This is a genomic window from Alloacidobacterium dinghuense, from assembly GCF_014274465.1.
Lineage (GTDB): Bacteria > Acidobacteriota > Terriglobia > Terriglobales > Acidobacteriaceae > Alloacidobacterium > Alloacidobacterium dinghuense.
On the sequence record NZ_CP060394.1, the window covers coordinates 169,420 to 189,185 of the forward strand.

Annotated in this window: 13 protein-coding genes; 6 read left to right on the forward strand and 7 right to left on the reverse strand. The window is 55.2% G+C overall.

Annotated elements, in window-relative coordinates; translation table 11 throughout:
• Positions 1–43: 43 nt before the first annotated feature.
• Positions 44–3,595 (reverse strand): carboxypeptidase-like regulatory domain-containing protein, encoded by a 3,552-nt coding sequence (locus tag H7849_RS00665; RefSeq protein WP_186743528.1) that lies wholly within the window; start codon positions 3,593–3,595, stop codon positions 44–46.
• A 351-nt stretch (positions 3,596–3,946) separates the two neighbouring features.
• Here H7849_RS00665 and H7849_RS00670 point away from each other — a divergent pair, with 351 nt between their 5' ends.
• Both H7849_RS00670 and H7849_RS00675 read left to right on the forward strand, forming a co-directional pair.
• Positions 3,947–4,357 (forward strand): BlaI/MecI/CopY family transcriptional regulator, encoded by a 411-nt coding sequence (locus tag H7849_RS00670; RefSeq protein WP_186743529.1) that lies wholly within the window; start codon positions 3,947–3,949, stop codon positions 4,355–4,357.
• Positions 4,354–6,174, forward strand: a complete 1,821-nt coding sequence (locus H7849_RS00675) for a M56 family metallopeptidase (RefSeq protein WP_186743530.1) — start codon at positions 4,354–4,356, stop codon at positions 6,172–6,174. The genes H7849_RS00670 and H7849_RS00675 overlap by 4 nt, the downstream gene beginning before the upstream one ends.
• 64 nt (positions 6,175–6,238) lie before the next feature.
• Here the strand turns inward: H7849_RS00675 and H7849_RS00680 are convergent, their stop codons facing one another.
• From H7849_RS00680 to H7849_RS00695, 4 genes are all read right to left on the reverse strand, one after another.
• On the reverse strand, positions 6,239–6,415 hold the full coding sequence (locus H7849_RS00680; protein ID WP_186743531.1) for a hypothetical protein: 177 nt from the start codon (positions 6,413–6,415) through the stop codon (positions 6,239–6,241).
• A gap of 30 nt (positions 6,416–6,445) precedes the next feature.
• Complete coding sequence (locus H7849_RS00685) at positions 6,446–6,754, reverse strand: hypothetical protein (RefSeq protein WP_186743532.1); 309 nt, start codon at positions 6,752–6,754, stop codon at positions 6,446–6,448.
• Between the two features lie 89 nt (positions 6,755–6,843).
• Complete coding sequence (locus H7849_RS00690) at positions 6,844–8,370, reverse strand: tetratricopeptide repeat protein (RefSeq protein ID WP_186743533.1); 1,527 nt, start codon at positions 8,368–8,370, stop codon at positions 6,844–6,846.
• A gap of 167 nt (positions 8,371–8,537) precedes the next feature.
• A complete protein-coding gene (locus H7849_RS00695; RefSeq protein ID WP_186743534.1) occupies positions 8,538–11,987 on the reverse strand; it encodes a TonB-dependent receptor in 3,450 nt (1,149 codons plus the stop codon).
• Positions 11,988–12,253: 266 nt separating this feature from the next.
• Here H7849_RS00695 and H7849_RS00700 point away from each other — a divergent pair, with 266 nt between their 5' ends.
• The 4 genes from H7849_RS00700 (at position 12,254) to H7849_RS00715 (ending at position 18,740) form a co-directional block, all read left to right on the forward strand.
• Positions 12,254–13,276 carry a substrate-binding domain-containing protein gene (locus H7849_RS00700; RefSeq protein WP_186743535.1) on the forward strand — a complete coding sequence of 341 codons (1,023 nt, stop codon included), beginning with the start codon at positions 12,254–12,256 and terminating at the stop codon, positions 13,274–13,276.
• A complete protein-coding gene (locus H7849_RS00705) occupies positions 13,273–15,453 on the forward strand; it encodes a histidine kinase (protein ID WP_186743536.1) in 2,181 nt (726 codons plus the stop codon). The genes H7849_RS00700 and H7849_RS00705 overlap by 4 nt, the downstream gene beginning before the upstream one ends.
• The gene (locus tag H7849_RS00710) at positions 15,407–16,048 is read left to right on the forward strand and encodes a response regulator (protein ID WP_186743537.1); all 642 of its coding nucleotides are present in this window, start codon (positions 15,407–15,409) and stop codon (positions 16,046–16,048) included. The genes H7849_RS00705 and H7849_RS00710 overlap by 47 nt, the downstream gene beginning before the upstream one ends.
• 124 nt (positions 16,049–16,172) lie before the next feature.
• Positions 16,173–18,740, forward strand: coding sequence for a hypothetical protein (locus H7849_RS00715; RefSeq protein ID WP_251106520.1), 2,568 nt, complete (start codon positions 16,173–16,175; stop codon positions 18,738–18,740).
• 118 nt (positions 18,741–18,858) lie between these two features.
• On the opposite strand, the gene H7849_RS00720 is transcribed toward H7849_RS00715, so the two are convergent.
• Together H7849_RS00720 and H7849_RS00725 are read right to left on the reverse strand one after the other, a co-directional pair.
• Positions 18,859–19,209: a hypothetical protein gene (locus tag H7849_RS00720; protein ID WP_186743538.1), complete on the reverse strand. Its 351-nt coding sequence runs from the start codon at positions 19,207–19,209 to the stop codon at positions 18,859–18,861.
• A 37-nt stretch (positions 19,210–19,246) separates the two neighbouring features.
• On the reverse strand, positions 19,247–19,531 hold the full coding sequence (locus H7849_RS00725; protein ID WP_186743539.1) for a DUF427 domain-containing protein: 285 nt from the start codon (positions 19,529–19,531) through the stop codon (positions 19,247–19,249).
• Positions 19,532–19,766 lie beyond the last annotated feature (235 nt).

Consider the following 19,766-nt stretch of genomic DNA (forward strand, 5'->3'; position numbering starts at 1 on the left):
GGGTACGCCTGCACGCGGGCGCACCCTCGCAGGGAGGCGGAAGTTAGAAGCTGAAGCGCGCCTGAAACGTAATGATTCTCGATCCAAGTGCACTTCCCGCTTGGCCCAGCCCAGAGTTTGCAATGTTGTTCGAAATGCTGGTGGGGTTAATGTTCAGTGAATTAAAGATATTCAGGAAGTTGGCCTGAATTTCGATCTTTGCGTTTTCTCCAACCCCCGGAATCCTGGGCAGGCCGAATGCCTTGGCAAGGTTCATATCCACGTCACGGTACGTGGGACCGGGGAACGCGTTGCGGCCGATTCCCGGCGGAGGAATAAAGGCGGTTGCGAACTGTCCAGGATTATCTGCAATCGCATTGGCATAGTTCGGAACCGTGAAGTAGTTATTCGTGAACTGATCGTTGTTTGTGCCGGTATTCGAACTACCCGGGTTAGTGAAGTTGCTTCCGGTTTTGAAGGCGTCGTTGCTGGTGCTTTTGCCGCCGGTGCCGTTGTAGGAAGGCCGCAGATTCTGGAAGCCGTAGTTGCAAAGGTTGCAGTAGATCTGGTGCGGCGCGATATAGAACGGAGTCCAACCAAAGCCAGTGTGGTAGGTAAAGATGCCGCTGATCGTCCATCCGCCAGCGACCTTCTCCTTCCAGTCATTGCCGTGGAAAATGACGGGCTGCCAGATGCCGAACAGCTTGATGGTGTTTCTGATGTCGAAGTCCGATCGTCCGTAGGCAAACTGGGTGTTGTAAATATAGGGCGAGCGAAAGTACGGGCCCGAGTTCGTATCGAGGCTATGAGCCCAGGTGTACTGCCCCTCAAAAGAGAAGCCTTGCGAGAACTGATGCCTTAAGTCGGCGATCATCATGTTGTTGGTCGCTTTGCCCTGGTTGCCGGCAGTATTGACGCTGTTGACCAGAGGATTGAGCGGCGCACCGAGAGTGAACCCGTATCCGTTTGCGTCATAGTTGAACAAGAGGTGCTTGCCGGAGCTGCCCAGATAGGTAAGGGTTCCCACCCATGCATGCGATAGATCCATTTCTACTTCAAGAGACCAATGGTGCACATACTGCGTGGGCAGATTGTTCGTCAGTGCATTCAGGTTCGCGGCTCCCACCGTTGGCAGTCCGGCAGAATTAAATGTGGTAATCACGCTCGGGTTCGGCGGATACCCATTGATATTCGTTGGGCTTGAGGAAGTCGCGTAGAGAATATTCGGATTGATGTTGCTTGGACTGGTGCTGGTTCCCGGAACAGACGAGGTTCCCGGCGGGTTGAAGTCGTTGGCGTTCGCGTTCGCAATTTGCTCCTGGTTGTAGTTCAGACCGTAACCGCCGCGCCAAACGATCTTTCCGTTGTAAAAGTTCGGAGCCCAATTAAAGCCGACCTGTGGTCCAAAGTTGAGCTTTTGGGCGTTCCATGCGTTGATTCCGGGTTTGATGCTGATGCCAGTGAGAAAAGTGGAGCCGCTGCCGAAGCGAAGAACGCCCATGTTGCTGTTCTTATCGGAAAGCGGTCCGAAGTAAGAGTAGCGAAGACCTGCGGTCAGGGTCAGATTCGGACGAGCCTTCCAGTTGTCCTGGAAGAAGAAGCCCCAGATGTTCTGGCGGTTATCGTTGCGGAATCCGCCAGGAAAACCTGTCGTTGCCTGGAACGGTCCGCCTTCGGCTTGCGGAGCATCATTCAGGAAATCCCAGATGTTGTAGAAGGTGTAGTTCGGTGCGCCGATCGGGTCGTTCAGATAGTAGAGCCGTGTAACGTCACCCCCAAACTTCCAGGTCTGCGAGCCATGAACCATAGTCGCGACGTCCTTATAGCCGTAGGTCCATTGATTCAGATGCGCAGGCGCGGTCACACCGAGTTGTCCGAGGGCGATGTTCCCAAAGTTGTTCGGCGAGCCGAACCACAGGATCTGGGGTAGCCCAAACGGAGCCTGAGGGTTGCTGCCCAGTTCGTTATAGCGCCACCCCGCAGCATTGGCGCGAGCTTCGTTCAGGAAGTTTGCGGAAAAAATGTGATTCCAGATGCCCGAGAAGGCGTCGTTTATTTGCTCATGGTGAAAGAGTTGGTAACCGAGGGCGCCGTTCAAATTGGTTTTGCTGGCTGGAACCCAATAGATGACAAAAGCCGCATGATCCTTGCTGCCAATCTGGCCATCCATGCGTCCGCTCCATTGCTGAAAGTTTGTGGTGGTAGGGTTGCTGACGGTGTACAAGGCAATATCGGGGACATTCGAAAGGCCGCTGCCGACGCCAGGGTTGGCGGGGCTTTGCCAGGTGAGGTCCTGCTTGCCTAGCCCGGTCGTCAGCGGCGAGCCGAGATTCAGGCCCTGACCGGCAATGGTCCTGCAGTTTACTCCTTCAGTGAGTCCGTACGCGTTGCATGTTGTTGAGCCGACCACGGTGCCGTTCACGCTTGAACCCGAAAAACCGAGAAATGTGGCAGCAATGCTGCCTGCAGGCGCCAGTCCGTTAAATTGGGAGGTTGGATACCACTCGGTGCCGGTCGCCCCGATAGTCTGCGCTTGTTTCTCGTACGCGAAGAAGGCGTATAGCTTGTTTTTCCAGATGGGCCCCCCAATGCTGCCGCCCCACTGGTTGTATCGATCCTCATCGCGGAGAAGACCGCGCTCCGCAGGAGTCTTCTTTGTCCCGTCTGCATTAAATGCCTCTACCGATCCCGGACCATTCCAACGTTGATACGCATTCAGACCGGGGCGAGTGATCTGGTAGAAGAAGCTACCGTGCGGATTGTTCGCTCCGCTCTTGGTGATCATTTCGACTACGGCACCCGCGAAGCGGCCATTCTCCGCGTCGTAGGCGTTCGAAACAATCTTGAGATCGCCGATCGACTCCGGACTTGGAGTGATGACCGTAGCTCCGCCCCAGACCGCACTATCCGTGCTGATACCGTCGATGGTGTAACCGTTATTCTCGAACTGGCCGCCGTTCACATTGGCCGAAGGGCCGTTTTCCGTGGCGAAGATACTGCTGGAATGCCCGAGGTTGCCGCCCCCTCCCGAGGAAGCGCCGGTCTGAGTGCCTGGAGCCTGAAATCCGCCGCCTCCGGCTGCCTGCGCACCATCGGAGAGAGCTCCGGGCGCCAGGCGAATGAGACTGGTGGGGTCGCGTTGATACACCGGCATGTGCTCGATCTGGTTGGCAGAGATGGACGTTTGAGTGTTCGCGGTCTCGGTATCGAGAGCCGACTGAGTGGAGGCATCGACGGTCACCGTCTGCGTTTCCACTCCTGGGTCCATCTGCACATTGACTGAGTTTGCCTGCTCCGGAATCAATTGCAAATTATTAAGATCTTTCTCTTGGAATCCATCCTTCGTGACGACGAGGGTGAAGGTATCCGGTGGCAATGCGTTGAAGTTGTAAACACCGCCGGCATCGCTGGTGCGAACCTGCTTTTCGTTGGTTGCGCTGTTAGTCAGGGTCAAGGTAGCGCCAGGAATCACCGCGCCAGAGGTATCAGTTACTACACCTTGAATCGAGGTACGGTACTGCGCGGAAGCCGTGAGGGCTGTGGCGCAGATTAAGACGAAAAGGGTCAGATAATGAATGCACCGTGCAAAAGGTGTTTGGTGGGGTATTTCCTGCATATTGCCTCCAAATTGAGTTGCTTCGTTCTTTTTTAGTTGTGCTGAGTTATAACTTGCGCAACCGATTGTGCAAACAGCAACCTGTAACATCGGCAAAATACGGCTGTCAAATTCGAGGGAGTTGTCGCGCGCGGAAGTATCAGAAGCAAAGTCATCAGCTTCACGGCGAAGAGAACAGAGTCTCTGGCAAGAGTTGAGTTAAAACTGCCGTCTTAGGCCCCGGGCATCGAGACAGACCCAATACGGCAGTCACAACGACACTTTGATGCCCTGCGCTATCACTTGGAATCATGGCACTTCAATTTTTTTTGTTGCCATGTCGAATACTTTAATGTTACCGTGTGTAACGTTATGATTAGTAGCGATGCAAATGGACATGATCCTGTTGAGCTCGGGGAACTAGAGCTGAGCGTGATGCAGCTGATCTGGCAGCATGCGGCAGAAAATGGCGCGATCAGCGCGGAGCAGGTACGTAAGGATCTAGGACGTCCACTGAAGGACTCGACGATTCGCACCGTCCTGCGGCGTCTCGAAGAAAAGGGCTACCTGACACACACCGTTGAGGGCCGCACGTATTTCTATCGTCCGGCTGAGGCGAGGCAGAGGGTGGCTGGTCGTGCTGTAAAGCGCATCATCGACTGGTTCTGCGATGGATCGGTGGAAGCCCTGCTGGTGGGCATGGTCGACTCGGAAGTGCTGGATCAGAAGGAATTGACGCGCCTAGCAGAAAGAATTGCGGCGGCAAAGAAAGGAAAACGATGATGATGATGGCGTGGGTGCTCGAATCCGCTCTTCGTTCTTTGGCGATGGCAGTGATTGTGTGGTCGGGTATCAAGATGCTGCGTGTGCGCAACGTAGCTGTGCAGAAGACGGCTTGGGTGCTGGTTCTGTTGGCGGCCGTCGCCATGCCGGGACTTGTAGGTTGGCGCTTGCCGCAATCGCGGGCGGCGGTGGTTGTGCCGGTTCAAAGATTCGTGCCTCGGGCGGCAAGCGTACATGATCCTGGGCCACCTTCAAGCGCGGCGCTGAGCACAACGACGATCACGGTGAGTACCTCGTCCACAGTGACCCCGGTTAACCGCTGGGATCACATCCCGTGGAAGGAATTGATCGTTCCCGCTTATCTTGCCATCTGTGCTGTGCTGCTGTTGCGGCTTTTGTTTGGGTTGGGGATGGCGCTCCGCATTCTGCATCGTGCGGAAGAGGCGTCGCCGCTGCTTGAGCCGCGCGCATCGGTTTGCATCAGTGGCGACATACAGACACCAGTGACGATTGGATCCACCATCGTACTGCCGGAGGCGCACGAGGACTGGAATCTGCATAAGCTGCGTGTTGTGCTCGCGCATGAGCGCTCGCATGTGCGGCAGGGCGATTTTTATCTGCAGCTGATTGCGGGGCTGCATGTAGTGTTCTTCTGGTTTAGTCCTTTGAGCTGGTGGTTGAAGAAAGAGATATCCGACTTAGGTGAGGCGATTAGCGACCGGGCTGCTTTGGAAGAGGCGCAGAGCCGCTCCAACTATGCTGAAGTGCTGATCGAGTTTGCCGCCATACGGCGCAGGCCGCTGGCCGGAGTGGCCATGGCGCGATCGAGCAACATTCGCAGGCGCATCGACCGCCTGTTGGTTGAGCAGAAATTCCGTGGCGCATTTACTACGTGCAAGTGGCACCTGGCGGCGGCTGCGACATTGGTTCCGGTGGCGCTGGTTGCAGCGATTGCGCTTGTGCATGTTGAGGCAGCGGAAGCAATGCAGACACCGGTCGCTGCGCTGCGGCAGGTTGTTCCGGTTGCGCAGACGATTGCGACGCTGCCCACCCTCGCCGTGCACGCAGCGATTCCGGCAGCCGCAGTGGATCCGGTCACGCCTGTAGAGGCGCAAGCGAAAGCCGCAACTGATTCGACTCAGATTCAAATCGCAGATGATGACGAAAACTCCTATGCGATTGTGAGCGGCGACTCAGGCAATGTGATGGGCTCATGGCATTCCGGGAACTCCTTCGATCGGGTTAAGAGCAAAATGCATGGGAATTACATCTGGTTTGAGCGCGATGGCAAATCCTATGTGATCGACGATCCGGCATTGGTTGCGCAGGCACGAGGATACTTTAAGCCGATCGAGGAACTTGGCCGGCAGCAAGGAGAGTTGGGCGAAGAGCAAGGACGCCTGGGGGAGGAGCAAGGACGGCTCGGAGAAATGCAAGCCAAAGCGGCGGCTACGCCTCCTGACTTCTCGAAAGAAATGGCTGATCTACAGGCCGCTCTCAAGGATTTGCAGCAACACAAGCTCCAGGCAGAAGTAAAGGAAGACGATCTTAGCGAGATGCAGGGCAAGCTGGCAGAACTGCAAAGCAAAATTGCAGAGATGCAAGGCAAGTTTGGCGACGCGCAGGCGAAGATCGGTGAGAAACAGGCAGAATTTGGCGACCAGCAGGCTAAGCTCGGGGAACAGCAGGCGAAGCTGGGGGAGAGACAGGCGGTACTCGGCGCACAACAAGCAACGTTTTCCAAGGTGGCTGAGCAGAAGATGAAGTCACTGATTGACAGCGCCATGCAGCAGGGAAAAGCGCGGCCTGTCGAGTAGTCCTTGATTCCAGAAGAAAAGCCCTGCGTTCCACGACGGCGCAGGGCTTTTCTGTTGTCATGAATTAGACGTAAAGCTTGGCTTTTTCAACCGCTAGCTTATTCAGCGCGGCCCGACGTTCCTTGCCGTATTTGTGCAGGGCTTTGTTCTTTGGTTTTTCGGCGATGGCGTTAGTTGTCTGCATTACGCCATCAATCCACTCCCGCAGACTCTTGTCCGCCGAGGCTTTTCCTAGATTCACTATCTTGGGAATGGCACTCAGGTATTGCAGCTATTGCCACTCATCCGCCGCATGGCTCACCCAGGAAATGTAGCCTCCCGGCAAGATCTGCCGCGGAGCTTTGAGCGCGCCGGTGAAGCTGTAACGTGTTCCGGGCGTCTCCAGGGGATCGTAGAAGTGCGGGGTGATGAAGTCGGATACGACGACGCCATTGATCGTGTATCCGTACTTGTCGTCTTCGCAGGGGTCGCAGGCTTCCACCAGATAGCCATACTGACCAGTGCCGTCGACGATCTTTTTCGCTTTAATTTCAATTGCGACGGAAGACTGCAGGCGATTGCCGTAGGGATCAACCAGCATCTCGATCGTTTCGTGACTGGCTGCGATGGTCCATCCGTCGTTTTGCGGAGTGGCAATGACTTTTGCGTAAGGCGTTATCCGACTGCAGGTTATTGGCTCGTAGCCGGCGACGATGCGGGTATTTCTTCGAGCTGGTATCGCTTCTTCTGCGTACCTTCCGTTTGTGCGGCAGTTCGCAGATCGGTCAATTGCTTGAGCAAAGCCGGGACCTGATCTTTCTCATCGGTTTTGCGGAGCGCGAGAATCAGGTGATAGATCGCCTGCTGATCTTTCGGATCGATGGCGAGAGCTGCGCGAGACTCTCTTACGGCGAACTGAGTCTGGCCGTTCTGCAGATAAAGCGTCGCTAGAAGGTCATGGGCGGTGACCATATGGGGATCTAGCTTGGCGGCACGCTCGGCCGCTGTTACTGCCTCTTTATATTCGGGAGTGCCTTCTGTTTGGCCCTGCTGCGAAAGTGCTTCCGCCAGGAGGTATTGCGTGAGTGCGTCGTCGGGATGAGCTTTGGCAGCGGCGCGGAAAGTGCTCAGAGCCTCGCTCGATTTATGTTCCTGTGATTCGACCAGGCCTTCTGCCACGCCGGTAAAGGAAAGGTTGGGATCGAGACGATTGGCGGTTTCGAAATCGGAAGCTGCGTTGCTGAATTGGCCGAGCTGGGCGTGGAGTACCCCGCGCGCAACGTAGAGGCGAGCTTCCTTCGGCAATTGCGTGAGGCCGGCGTTGAGGATGTCGATGCCCACTTGCATCGATGCGTGGTCGAAGGAGATGGAAGCGAAATTGAGGTAAGCGTCAACGTTTTTCGTGTTGGCGAGAATTGCCTTCCTCAGCAGTTGAACCGCGTGCGATGTGTCATTGGTGGATTCATCGATGTTCGCGGCCAGGAGCAGTGCATTCTCTTCGGGCGGGGAAGAATCAAGTGCTGGCTGCAGCGTTGCCAGCGCATCTGAGGCGCGGTTCGCTTTCCACTGTGCAATCGCAAGATTCAAACGGATGCGTTGACTGTCGGGCTGCAAATTGAGCGCCTGCTGAAATACCGGAATCGACTCGTCATATCGACTCAGCATGGCGAGGCAGGCAGCATAGGCTCCGAGACCGTTGGGTTGATTTGCCAGGGCCTGTGAACCTCTTTCGAAATCGGAAACGGCATCGGTGCAATTCTTCTCGCGGTATTCAAGAAAACCGAGCATGGCGTGCGATGTGGGGTCGGTCGGCCGTTGAGCCAGAATCTGAAGAGCGAACGCTTTTGCTTTGGGGCTTCCCGCCTGGAATTCGATTTGCGCGGCGCCTTCGAGAGCCGGCAAGTAGGAAGAGTCTAATGTGAGTGCGTGCTCGAATGCTTTGAGTGCCGATGCTGGCTCGTTTTTGCCGGAGTAGGCCATGCCTTGGAGTGTCCAGAGGCGCTTGTCTTCGGGAGCCTGTTTGAGTGCGGAGTCGGATAGAGTTAATGCTTCATCGAACTGATGGTTCTGTAAGGCATGGACAATCGGGCCGACTGGCGATGTTTGTGAAATCGCGTGCGCGATGGGTAGCAATGAACAAATTAGCAGGAGGAGGGTTCGAGAGGCTTTGATGATGCTGCTCTGCCGCACCTTAATTTTGGATTCCCGGCTGACCACGATAGCTGCTTCTCATCATACTTCCGGTCAGCGACCTGAAGTGAGGCAGTGGAACAAATACAAAGCAGACGGCTGAAGGATCAAGGCCCGAGCGATGAATTAGGCCACATTGGCGAGCATGCTGGTCCAATGCTCGCCAATGTGGCACGGGGAAAATCTGAAAGTCGCTAAAAGTTGATTCGGGCTCCTAAAAGCATGTTGCGTGGCGGGAGAGTGGATGAGGTTTGTCCAAAATTCCCGTCCTGCAGATTTGTGTCCACACCGTTGAGATTGACTCGATTGAACAGGTTGAATGTATCGAAGCGAAGTTCAAGGTTCACGTTTTCCCAGATCGTTGTCACTTTCTTGACGGTAAGGTCTGTGTCGGCGTAACCGGGATTGCGGAATTGATAGGGCGTCTGATTTCCTTCCTGTCCTAGTTGCGGCAGAGTGAACTGACCGCATGGGAGTATGCCGCCGGGGCAGGTTGGGAAGATGCCATTTCCGACTTGATAGTCTTTTCTACTGTGTTTCTGCTTGTAGCTGGTCACATTTGGATAGTCGTTATTGTTTCCGTCGGCATTGAAGTCGCCGCTGCCGGGTGCAAATTGCAGATTCCCTGCAGCCATCTCAGCTGCGTAGTTCTGCGATGTGAGTGGCGATCCATCGGCTGCGGTTGTGCTGATGGCGAGCGGTGCACCAGTGGTGACCGTAAACGGATAGCCGGATTGTAAGATGGTCGTACCGGCCAAAGTCCAACCTCCGAGAATATGCCGTGCAACTACGTTTGAGAGGTGTTCTCCAGGTAGGAGATAACTCACGCCAAGCGAGAATCGGTTGGGTACGTCCCAGGGGGATGGTGCGTAGAAGTGATAGAAGGGGTAAGCGATGGGATAGTTTTCCCAGTTGTCCATCGCTTTTCCGTGAGTATAAGAGGCTGTCAGGAAGCCTCGGTGAGCGAAGCGTCCCTTTGCCGCAAGGATGAGTCCCTGATAATTGGCGATCGCTCCATTGAATGCATAGTTGATTCCACCAAAGCTGGTGTTCAGGCGGGTTTGAGTGCCGGAGCCTGTGTAGGCGCCGGATGAATCGAAGTTTGGGTGTTGCAGCAAGTCGCCAGAATAGGCGTTCACATCATTTCCGTACGATGTTGCTCCGGTGTTGCCGCCGCCCGTCACGAGATTGCCCGAGTGCGATCCGACATAGCCGATGCTGGCGACCATATCGCGCGTGATTTCATGCTCGACGGTCAACGACCAGTTCATAGTGAATGGTGAAGACAGGTTTGGATCGACAGCGCCTACACCAATCTGCGAGCCGACGATGCCTCCTTTGGCATCAAGTGGTTTGCCTTGAAAGGCCGGATAGGGGAAGCCGAAGGGGTACTTGTTTTGTGTTCCGTAACCGAAGACAGGTGGCGCGGTCGAACCGTTGTTGAAGAATGTCGGCACAATTGGTCCGGGAGGATTGGAACCGAGTCCGTTTTCTGCGTTCCCGAGTGTGAAGTAATCGTGATAGAGACCGATGCCGCCGCGGACCACCCACTCGGCGTTACCAAACGGGTCGTAGGCAAAGCCGCCACGGGGAGCGAAGTTCCAGTTCAGGTCGTGATTGAAGACGTGATTTTGCTGTGTCATGACAGCGTTCGCGACTTGATCGGTGAAGGTGGATGCGCTGGCGAGGTGTAAATTCGCCAGCACTGTTCCCTTCAAGGCGACATAAGGATTTCCAAAGTTGTCGTAGCGAATGCCGAAGTTCAGCGTTAGCTTGCGCGTGGTCTTCCAAGTGTCCTCGATGAAGGCGCCGCCTGTCGTTTCCTGATAGCCGTAGTTTCGATCGGCAGGCTTCCCGGTTACAGGGTTATAGGCGAGACCTGTTTCGCTGTAGGGATTATTGTTGATCAGGTCGATCATGTTGGTGTACTGGATCGTGGGCTGACCGTAGGCTCCTGCGAAGTAGGCTAGATCGTCACCGTGCCATCCCTCGTAGCCGACTTTGATGGTGTGAGAGCCCAGGATGTGAGTCAGCACGTCGCGCCAGTGGTAGCTGTGCTGGATGTAGTCACCGAGCGCGAAACCATCGCCGAAGTTCACGCCTAAGCCAGTGACATTTACGACTGGCACGGTGAATAGCCCGGATGATGGCGCGAAGCCTTCGATACGGTTGTAGCCGCCAAACGCTTCATTCAGAGTGTAGGGAGAGAACGTGTGCGTCTCGTTCCCCTGCAGCGAGAACGTGTAGTAGTTGTTCGTGGTGTTGAAGGCAGGACGAACGGAAGGGCCGCCGGTGCTGATGGTATCGCGATAGAAGAGGCCATAGACGCGATCCTTGGTGAAGTACTTATCGATGCGGATGTTGTATTGCTTTGAGTTGTTATAGCTGGACGAGTTGAAATTGCCCTGATCAAAGACAGCCGTGCCGCAGGGGATATTGTCGGTGCTCGATGTCTCGCAGCCGGTGTTTGCCGTCAGGTTTTGTGGGCCGAAGGCCTGCTCCGCTGTCTGAAAGACATTTCGGAACGTTGCGTTCGACGGAGGATATTTTGCGAGCAGTTGTACCTCTGGGCTGTTTGGCTGCACTGTCTGGGCAAAACTCACGAATGCGGGATCTTCGTACGTTTGCAATGACGATCCGTTCGAAGTGAGCGAGAGATATGGCTCATAGCTGACGAAGAAAAAGAATTTGTGATGCGGAATCACAGGGCCGCCTACTCCGAAGGACATGTTGTTGGTGTGATAGGGGGCAAGTTTTTCTGGTTGCGGCACACCAAACTCTCCTCTGGCCTGCAATCCCTGATAGGTGTAGTACTCACTGGCAAAGCCATGGAACTGGTCATTGCCGGAACGCGTGCTCATGACTGTCTGGAGCGAACTTGCACGACCATAGTCGACGTTGTAGGTATTTGTCTGAACCGTGGTCTCGGCGAGTGAATCGACGTTCGGTGTCAAATTCACAATGCCGGGACGAATGCTGCTGGTTACGTCAAGACCGTCGACGATGTACATGTTACCGTTTTGTCCGCGCCCATTCGCACTCGCGTCGATAAAGTTTTCCGGGTTGAAGTTGGTGGCGGTTCCGGCGCCGAGGCCTGTTACTCCGGGCGTGAGAGTCAGTAGCGCGGTTGGATTGCGCGCAGCCAACGGGAGATTCTCGAGAGCGGTTTGATCGAGAGTCTGCTGATTGCGGCTGTCGCCGGTATCGAGCAGCGGCGCCTGCGTGGTTACGGTGACGCTGGTGCTGACCTGGCCGACTGCGAGAGTAAGAGAAACATTTCGTGTCTCGGCAGCGTTCAGGACGATTTGTGTGCTCGCCGAAGCGAAGCCCTGCGCCGAGACCGAGACGGTGTAGTTTCCGGGACCAAGGCTGGCGAAGCGAAAGACGCCGCTAGCGTCGCTGGTTGTTGTCTGGCTGATTTGATTATCGACGTTGGTGAGGGTGACGGTTGCGTTTGGAACCGATGCTCCGCTGGTATCCTGCAGGCTGCCTTGCACGCCTGCAGTGAACTGTGCCATCGCTACCGATGTTGTTGCGATGAGGAACAGCGCGAACGCTCTCAGCCCTTCTCGGATTAGCTTGTGGATGATCAACGCGTGCTGTTGGAGGATGTAGCCGCTGCATTCAGTCTCTTGTTTACTCATGTTGACCTCGAAGTGGTAAAACGCACGGTGCCCGAACCGTGTCCTTGAAGCGGCTCATTGTGTGTTAGCTTCAAGGTTGTAATCGGTTTCAAGCCTCAGTGAAACCTGGCTTTGCGTCCGCTGGAGAGACTACTGATCGAGGTGAAGGACACGCATGAGTCAGGTGGGTAAGCATCACGTAGTCCATATGGGCTATGCGGGCTATGGGCCAATTGTCAGTCTTGCTGATTGGTTTAGCCTGCAGATAGACTCCAGCCAATTGCTTCATGCGAATCGCGAACAATAGAGATGGTTGCGCACAAATAGGACCGGTTGAACGCAGCCGCATTAGCGCTATTCTTCTCGCGCTGATTCTGCTTTCCGGTTGTGGGAAGTCTGCCGCGCCGAGGATCGCTGTGATTCCGCGGACGACTGGAACGATGATGTGGGAGCCGGAGCACGGCGGGGCATTGGCGGCAGCTCTTTCTTCCGGCACTCACGTTTACTGGAATGCTCCGACTCGTGAAGATGATATTCACGGCCAGATCGCAATAGTGGATCGGGTGGCTGAAGGAGGCTACCAAGGATTAATTCTTGCTCCCGATCATGCGCTAGCACTTGTCACGCCTGTTCGTCGCGCCATTTCACGCGGCTTGCGCACGGTAATCATCGGATCGCCGCTTGCAATCCCGCCGGGCGGACGATTGTGGTACGTCCTGAATGACGAGGATGCAGGCGGGCGTATCGCGGCTCAGCGAGTGGCCTCAATACTGCATGGCGAGGGATCGATCGCAATTGTTGGCATAGATCCTGATATCAGTGGAATCATGGATCGCGCGCGTAGCATGGAACAGTATCTAGCCGAACACTACCCACGGATCCGTATCGTCGCGAACAAAATTGGCTCCTTCAATGTGCCACACGAACAACAAGTAGCTGAGGAGACACTCAAGGACAATCCGGATTTGGATGCAGTCATCTCACTCAATGCAACGTCAACGCGTGGAGTACTTTCGACGATCCGGAGCAATCCGTCGATTCGCACGCGCGTCATTGCATTCGATCCTGACTCTCCGGCTTTCGATAGCCCGAATCTGGATTCCTTGATTTTGCAGGATACGAGAAAGATGGGCGCCGAGGCTGTGCGTACGATCGTTGCGGATCTTCAAGGACAGTCGATGCCAACGACGATGCGCCTGGAACCAGTTTTGGTCACGAGAGAAAACGTCAGCAGCGAAGAGGTCCATCAGTTGACCTCGATGGATTGGCGGCCGGCTCCAATGCGATGGAAGTGGAGTGTTCATCCATGAGGCGGCGCGTCGTTATCCCTGTTGCCCTCACGACACTGTTCATTGTGGGAGGGCTTTGCCTTTTTGCTTATTGGAGAAGCCCAAGCCGCGGACTTCCTTATCGCGACTCTTTCGGAGCAGCCAAAGCGGAGGAATGGACTGCATTGGGTGGAACCTGGGAGGTTGTGGGTGGCGCGATGCGCAACGACTCTGATGAGCGCGGAGCGAAGCTTCTCACCGGTTCAACTCACTGGCAAAATTACTCGATTGAGGCAGATGTCATGCTGCTGGGTCTTGGCGGCGATGCGGGGCTTCTCGTGCGATCGAGCCATGAAGAAGAAGGCGTAGACGCTTATGACGGCTATTACGCCGGCCTGCGCACGATTGATAACTCCCTTACACTCGGACGGGCTGGTTACGGCTGGATGGAAGCTAATTTTCCGCTGAAGCCTCGAGGGATTCCTGTGCAGGCTTCGCGGTGGTATCACATGAAGCTTCTCGCTTACGGCTGCCAGCTGGTGGCATCGGCATCGCTCTTGCCGCATGGGAATCCCACGGTCGCCTCCATTACTGACGAAGACTGTATCCAGTCAGGTCGCGGAGGCCTGCGCTCATATTCATCTGGCGGGGTGTGGCGGAATGTTGTCGTTCGCGCTGCCACACAGCGTGACGTCGACGAGATGCTCACCCAGGGTCGATCCGAGGAGAATTCTTCGAGCCAGTATTCAATCAATGACCTGCTTTCACGTGGCGTGACACTAGCGCCGCCGCTGGACAATCAACCGAGTGCGCTGCCTTCCAGTCCGAACACGCAATCGATCAGCAGTTTGCGCATGGTATCCCTGGCGAAGGAAACACAGGCGACGGTACGAGGGATCGTCATACTCAACTCACCTGCGCTCTTTGTTCAGGACTCGACGGGCGGCGTAGCTGTGCAGCCTATCAAGTCGCAGGCGTTGAAGGTTGGCGATGAGGTTGAAGTCAGTGGCCAGGTGAAGACAAATGCATTCAGCTCGATGCTGGAAAACGCCACAGTTCGTGTTTTGTGGGAAGCCACGCCGATGCCTGCAGTCTCGGTCACCGCGTCACAAGCGGCAACCGGAGCCTTTGATGCGACCTTCATCGAGGTTTCTGGGCTACTGCGCGACAAAAGGTATGGACCGGGTGACGAGCTGATCTTTGACTTTGACTCAGGATCGCAATCATTTCGCGCGATCATGAACCGTGGCCGCGGGAACTATCTGTACGGAAAGTTGAAACTGGGTAGCCTGCTGCGTCTGCGCGGTGTGTCGGTCGTTGACCCTGCCTACACGCAATTCGTTACTCCGTTCGCTGTGCTTGTGCGCTCAAGCGATGATGTAGAAGTTCTCGCTGGGCCTCCATGGTGGAGCGCCGGACACCTGGTTGCGGCGGCAATCGGACTACTGCTGCTTGCACTCATCATCAACTTTGTCTATCACCGCATTGAAAGCATGCGGTTGCGCGCGGTGGTCGAGGAGCGCGAACATCTGGCTTATGAAATGCATGACACGCTGGCTCAGAGTGTCGCCGGGATCGGCTTTCAGCTTGAAGCGATCCGCATCGGCACGCCGGAAGAGCTGTCGAATGTGCATCGGCAACTCGATCTTGCGAGTGAGCTGGTGCGGCACAGTCACGCTGAAGCGCGGAGAAGTATCAATATGCTTCGTCCTCAGCAACTCGAATCGGAAGGTCTGCTTAACGCGCTGACTCGTTGTGCGCAACGCCTCGTCGAAGGGGGAGCTGTGCAAGTTGTTGTCGGAGCAACAGGAGATGTGCGGCCACTGCCGCTGCGCACTGCTGACACTCTTTATCGCATCGGACAGGAGGCAATCGCGAATGCGGTACGACATGCGCATCCGAGCAGAATTGCGATCAACATCAAGTACGAGAAAAACGCCGTTCATCTGCTCGTCAGCGATGATGGCTCGGGTTTCAGAGCGGGTGAGGATATGCAGGGGTTCGGGGTTCTTGGCATGCGCAAGCGCGCAGCCAGCATTGCGGCACGATTTGAGGTTTGCAGCAGCACGGCTCATGGCACTGAAGTGCGTGTAGCCGCACCCCTTGCGCCGCGCGTCACATTCGTTTCATGGCCAATATTCGTGTGGAATTTCCTAAAGGAGCGCGCTCGCAATGTCGCAGCCAGCAACAAGTCCAATCCGCATCCTTATAGTCGATGACCATCCTGTTGTGCGCGCGGGCCTGACCAGTATGCTCGGCACGCAGGCGGATCTGGAGGTGGTCGCTTCTGCCTCAAGCGGTGAAGCGGCGCTTGCCATGATCGGCAAGACCGAATCGGACATCGTGCTTCTCGATCTGCGAATGCCAGGTCTGAGCGGAGTCGAAACGATTCTTAAAATGAAGAAGGCTGGCTCTGCGGCTCGCATCATCATTCTCACCAGCTTCGAAACGGATGAAGACATCTACCGCGCTGTGCAGGCGGGCGCTCAAGGGTATCTTCTGAAAGATACTTCTTTGAAAGAAATGATCGAGGCGATCAAGACTGTCCACTCGGGCAAGCGGTATATTCCCCGCGATATTGCAGCGCGGCTTGCGGAACGCATGATGCGCGCGAATCTTACATCGCGCGAACTTGAGATCTTAAAGATGCTTTCGAAGGGCCTGACCAATAAACAGATCGGTCACGCGCTTGGCATCAGCGACAATACGGCAAAAAATCACGTCAACAGCATTATCGAAAAACTCGAAGTATCTGACCGCACCGAAGCAGCGACCACAGCGATTCAGCGCGGGCTCATTACGATGGAAGACTAGGATGATCGCCGCGGGAATGGTCCAGATGGACTATAGACCGGAAGGGTGGAACAAATAAGACTGTTCCGAGCGATGTGTGTAGTGCAGTACCGTCGTCCGATCTTACAAGGAGAGAATTTCCCAGTTGATTCAACGTCGTGATTTTCTCAAGCTTCTCGCCTCAATCGGGGCAGGTTCTGCGGTTCACTCTGGTTTCGGCTTCGCGCTTGAAACCTCGCCGGGACTTCGCAAAGGGGAGTATTCACCCGGGAGAATTCCCAATGAGTTTTCTCTTTTCCTGCCCGGTGAAGAAGATGCCCTTCGATCCGTTCCAACAGTAAGCGGAATCCAGCGCGGAGAACTGACAGCCAAGGCTGGAACGCGATCGGCTGCTATTCGCCCAGGAGAAATGTTCGATGGCTGGCAGCTCATCACGATCAGCGACATAAACGGCGTGACTACTGCAGTATTTGAAAAGCACGTTACGCATCGTGGAGCGATCGCGTATGTGACCGAGCAGGAAGGCATGATTGCATGGATTCCCAAGTTTGTTGGCAGCCTCGCAAAGATTCGACCACGGCCAACAAATACACCTCATGGCGTAAAGCTGGAGAGGGCCGCGCGCTACGTCCCAGGCCCAGATGTTACCGGGCTCTATCTGCTGAACTCATCCGAAGATCCCTGTTATGAGAATGTCGCGGCTCTGGGTGCTGAGTATATTGGCTGGACGCTCGTAGCGAATGAACAGGGAGGGCCGAAGGTCTGTTTGTATCTGGAGCCTGATGGCAAATCGCGGGAGATAGCAGGCAAGCCGGATGGAGATGGATCATGGGAACAGGATCAATTGGGAGCGTATTTCGACCCGGCTGAATTGCTTTCGGATGAAAACCCGAAGGTTTACGAATATACCCCGGGCTATAGCAAGCGCGCATTGCTCGGTGGCTATCTTCCCGTGGCCGATATCGGCGTGTGGAATCCTCAGTATCAATGCGGCTATGAAACCATGCTTCTGTTGCCACCGGGCACCGACGCGAAGCCCCTCGGGCGTGTTCGTGTGATGATTCCGGAGGATCGGGCTGGTGCGTATTCGAGCATGCATGCTATTGCGAAGGATGCAGACGGCAGATCCTATGTAGATCGGTATTGGAACTGTTCACCCGAGTCTTTTTACGCCGAGCTTGCGGGGATATGGAATCGTTGGTCGTCGCTCTATGAAACGGCGATGCAGGTCAGGATTCCCGATGAGTGGTTGTTGAATGCTGCGCGCGCGAGCATCACGCTATCGCGGTGCAGCTATCGAGGACTTGAACCCACCTATCAGATCGGCGAGGGAGCTTACACGAAGATTCCCGAGCGTAGTCATGCGCTCTTCCCTGTGGCCGAATATGAGTTCATCTGGGCGCAGCAAATCTGGAATCTTACCGATGATGCTGATGCTTATTATCAGTACTACCTCGAAAAATACGTGTTGCCGAACGGGGATTTTGTGTACAACACGCAGGACCAGGTAGAAGCGCCGCTGAATGTCGGAGTTTTTCTCGCAAATTCGGCGCGTTCTTACGACTACAGCAGGAATCTCGATGCCTTGCAAAAGCGGCTGCCGATTCTCGATCGCATGATCGCTTTCGTCCTTAGGCGTTACGAGTACAGCAAAGAGATATTTTCTCCGGGCGACCGGCGCTATGGGCTGATCTACGGATCGCCGGAGGCGGATTTGGGTGATCCGAATAATGATTTTCCCAAGTCGCATCCGCTCTACTATCAGAATTCGGCCTGGATCTGGCGGGGGCTGAACGAGCATGCGCGCTGCCTCGCTCTTGCCGCGCAGGCCGGTCATGATGAAAGTCTCATCGGAGCCGCGACGCGATATGCGGGGATTGCGACGGAGATGCGGGCGAACATTCAGGCGTCGCTCGAAGCAACGCTTTCGCTCCGCACGCCGGAGATGAAGGCCGCGGGCATTTCTCCGTTCACACCGGACGATATTCATCGCCGTCCGACTGAATTAGCCAGCTACGAAAACCACCGCTTTATGCAGGATTGGTTCCTTGCCGACTGGGGAGATCCAGCACTCGACCTCGGCCATCTGAAGCATCGTGAGTTGGCGGGCATGCAGATTCTTGGGCTCCACACGGACGGAGCCGAGGCGCGTACGTCGAACTTTATGGACCATGGCAGCCTTGCAGTGAAGATCCGACAGGAAGACTATCGTCCATTTTTGCTGAATCTCTACGCGCTGGTTTGTTACGCTGCCGACTCTGGGAATCGCTATGCGCCCGAGGACGCCTTGATTCCCGGAAGCTTTGCAGGTGAGGGGAATCGGTATGGCTGGGCCTCCGTCATCAACAGCACGCTTCAGCCCTCGGTTGGCCTTCGCTGGCTGCTCTGTTATGAAGAATCGGATAAGGATGTGTGCCATCTGCAGAAGGCCGCGCCCAAACACTGGTTTGCAGCTGGAGAGACGATCGCGGTTGCGAAGTGCCCTACACGCTTTGGTCCGGTGAGCTGGTCGACGCGAGCCATATCCGACCGTCAGTGGAAGGTTATGCTCGACGTCCCAAAAGGGTTCACGGGAGACATCATCATTCATATCCACCCCAGGGATGGAAAACCGGTACAAACAGCGTCGGTAGGAACGGTCGTGGGAAACGGCATTGTGATACCTCGGGCCACGTTTGGGACACGCTCTCACTTTGAACTGGATGTCAGCTAGCCGGAGGTCCTGCGCTTACCGGAGTCCTGGCTTTAAGCTGTTCTATTTAAATCTGCTTATCCGGCTGGCAGGAGATTCGAAGGTTAAAGCTAAGCCGCAGAAGGACTTGGCTCGCAGATTATTGTTGACTTGTCGGAGTAGCCGGGAGAGCTTCGACGCGCACGATCTTGCACTCAACCTGTTTGCCCTCGGGAGTTTTGATCTTTGCTTTCTTGCCGTCAATTTCGTACTTTACGCTGCTGCCAATAACGAAGTCGATCGCGTTCATTGACTTGTCCGGGTCAGTCCGGCAGGTGTATGTCTTGTCGCTCGTGTTAAAGGTGAGGTCGTAGGTCTGGTGCTTTTTCTTCTCAGGGGGATTTGCGGTGGGCTGGGAGTCTTTGAGCGTAGTCGTACCCTGGAGCTTTTTGTCTGCCAACGCCGGTATGGCCAGCGTTGCCACCAGAAATGCAAGCGCAAACTTCCGCATAGCCCACCTCCGGATTCAATTGTGATTCCAGGTCCCGCTACTTCTCGATCTCGACTCCACGCCAGAAAGCTATATGATTCTTGATGTTACGAGCTGCTGGTTTGGGATCAGGGTAGTACCAGGCGGCGTCCTGATTCTCCTGCCCGTCGACCAGGAGGCTATAGTAGCGCGCCAAGCCCTTCCAGGGGCACGTAGAGGTGGTGGAGCTCGAACGCAGGTACTCGCGCTTTACCGCTGACTCGGGAAAGTACACATTCCCTTCGACTGTCTCGTAAGTATCACTTTCTGCAATTACTTTCCCGTTCCAGACTGCCTTTGCCATCGATCTTCGTTACCCTTCCGCGAATCCAACCCCGTCTACATTAGCAGATGCTGGAGCGGAGGTAAAAGGCGCAGGGTGGAATTCTCGAGGAAATCAGAGACGCCGCCTGAAGGGGCGGGTTGGTCACATCTGTTTGATCTGGTTACGAGAACAGGGGTAAGTTTAGCAATAACTATTGTGTTATCTGCAGCTTCGGAATAACACAAACGTGACCAAAAGTTGTTACTTTCGTTTG

Coding starts and splice junctions, on each gene's coding strand:
- H7849_RS00675 (WP_186743530.1), top strand. CDS start 4,354: ATGATGATGATGGCGTGGGTGCTCGAATCCGCTCTTCGTTCTTTGGCG.
- H7849_RS00705 (WP_186743536.1), top strand. CDS start 13,273: ATGAGGCGGCGCGTCGTTATCCCTGTTGCCCTCACGACACTGTTCATT.
- H7849_RS00665 (WP_186743528.1), bottom strand. CDS start 3,595: ATGCAGGAAATACCCCACCAAACACCTTTTGCACGGTGCATTCATTAT.
- H7849_RS00670 (WP_186743529.1), top strand. CDS start 3,947: ATGATTAGTAGCGATGCAAATGGACATGATCCTGTTGAGCTCGGGGAA.
- H7849_RS00725 (WP_186743539.1), bottom strand. CDS start 19,531: ATGGCAAAGGCAGTCTGGAACGGGAAAGTAATTGCAGAAAGTGATACT.
- H7849_RS00700 (WP_186743535.1), top strand. CDS start 12,254: ATGCGAATCGCGAACAATAGAGATGGTTGCGCACAAATAGGACCGGTT.
- H7849_RS00720 (WP_186743538.1), bottom strand. CDS start 19,209: ATGCGGAAGTTTGCGCTTGCATTTCTGGTGGCAACGCTGGCCATACCG.
- H7849_RS00710 (WP_186743537.1), top strand. CDS start 15,407: ATGTCGCAGCCAGCAACAAGTCCAATCCGCATCCTTATAGTCGATGAC.
- H7849_RS00695 (WP_186743534.1), bottom strand. CDS start 11,987: ATGAGTAAACAAGAGACTGAATGCAGCGGCTACATCCTCCAACAGCAC.
- H7849_RS00685 (WP_186743532.1), bottom strand. CDS start 6,754: ATGCTGGTTGATCCCTACGGCAATCGCCTGCAGTCTTCCGTCGCAATT.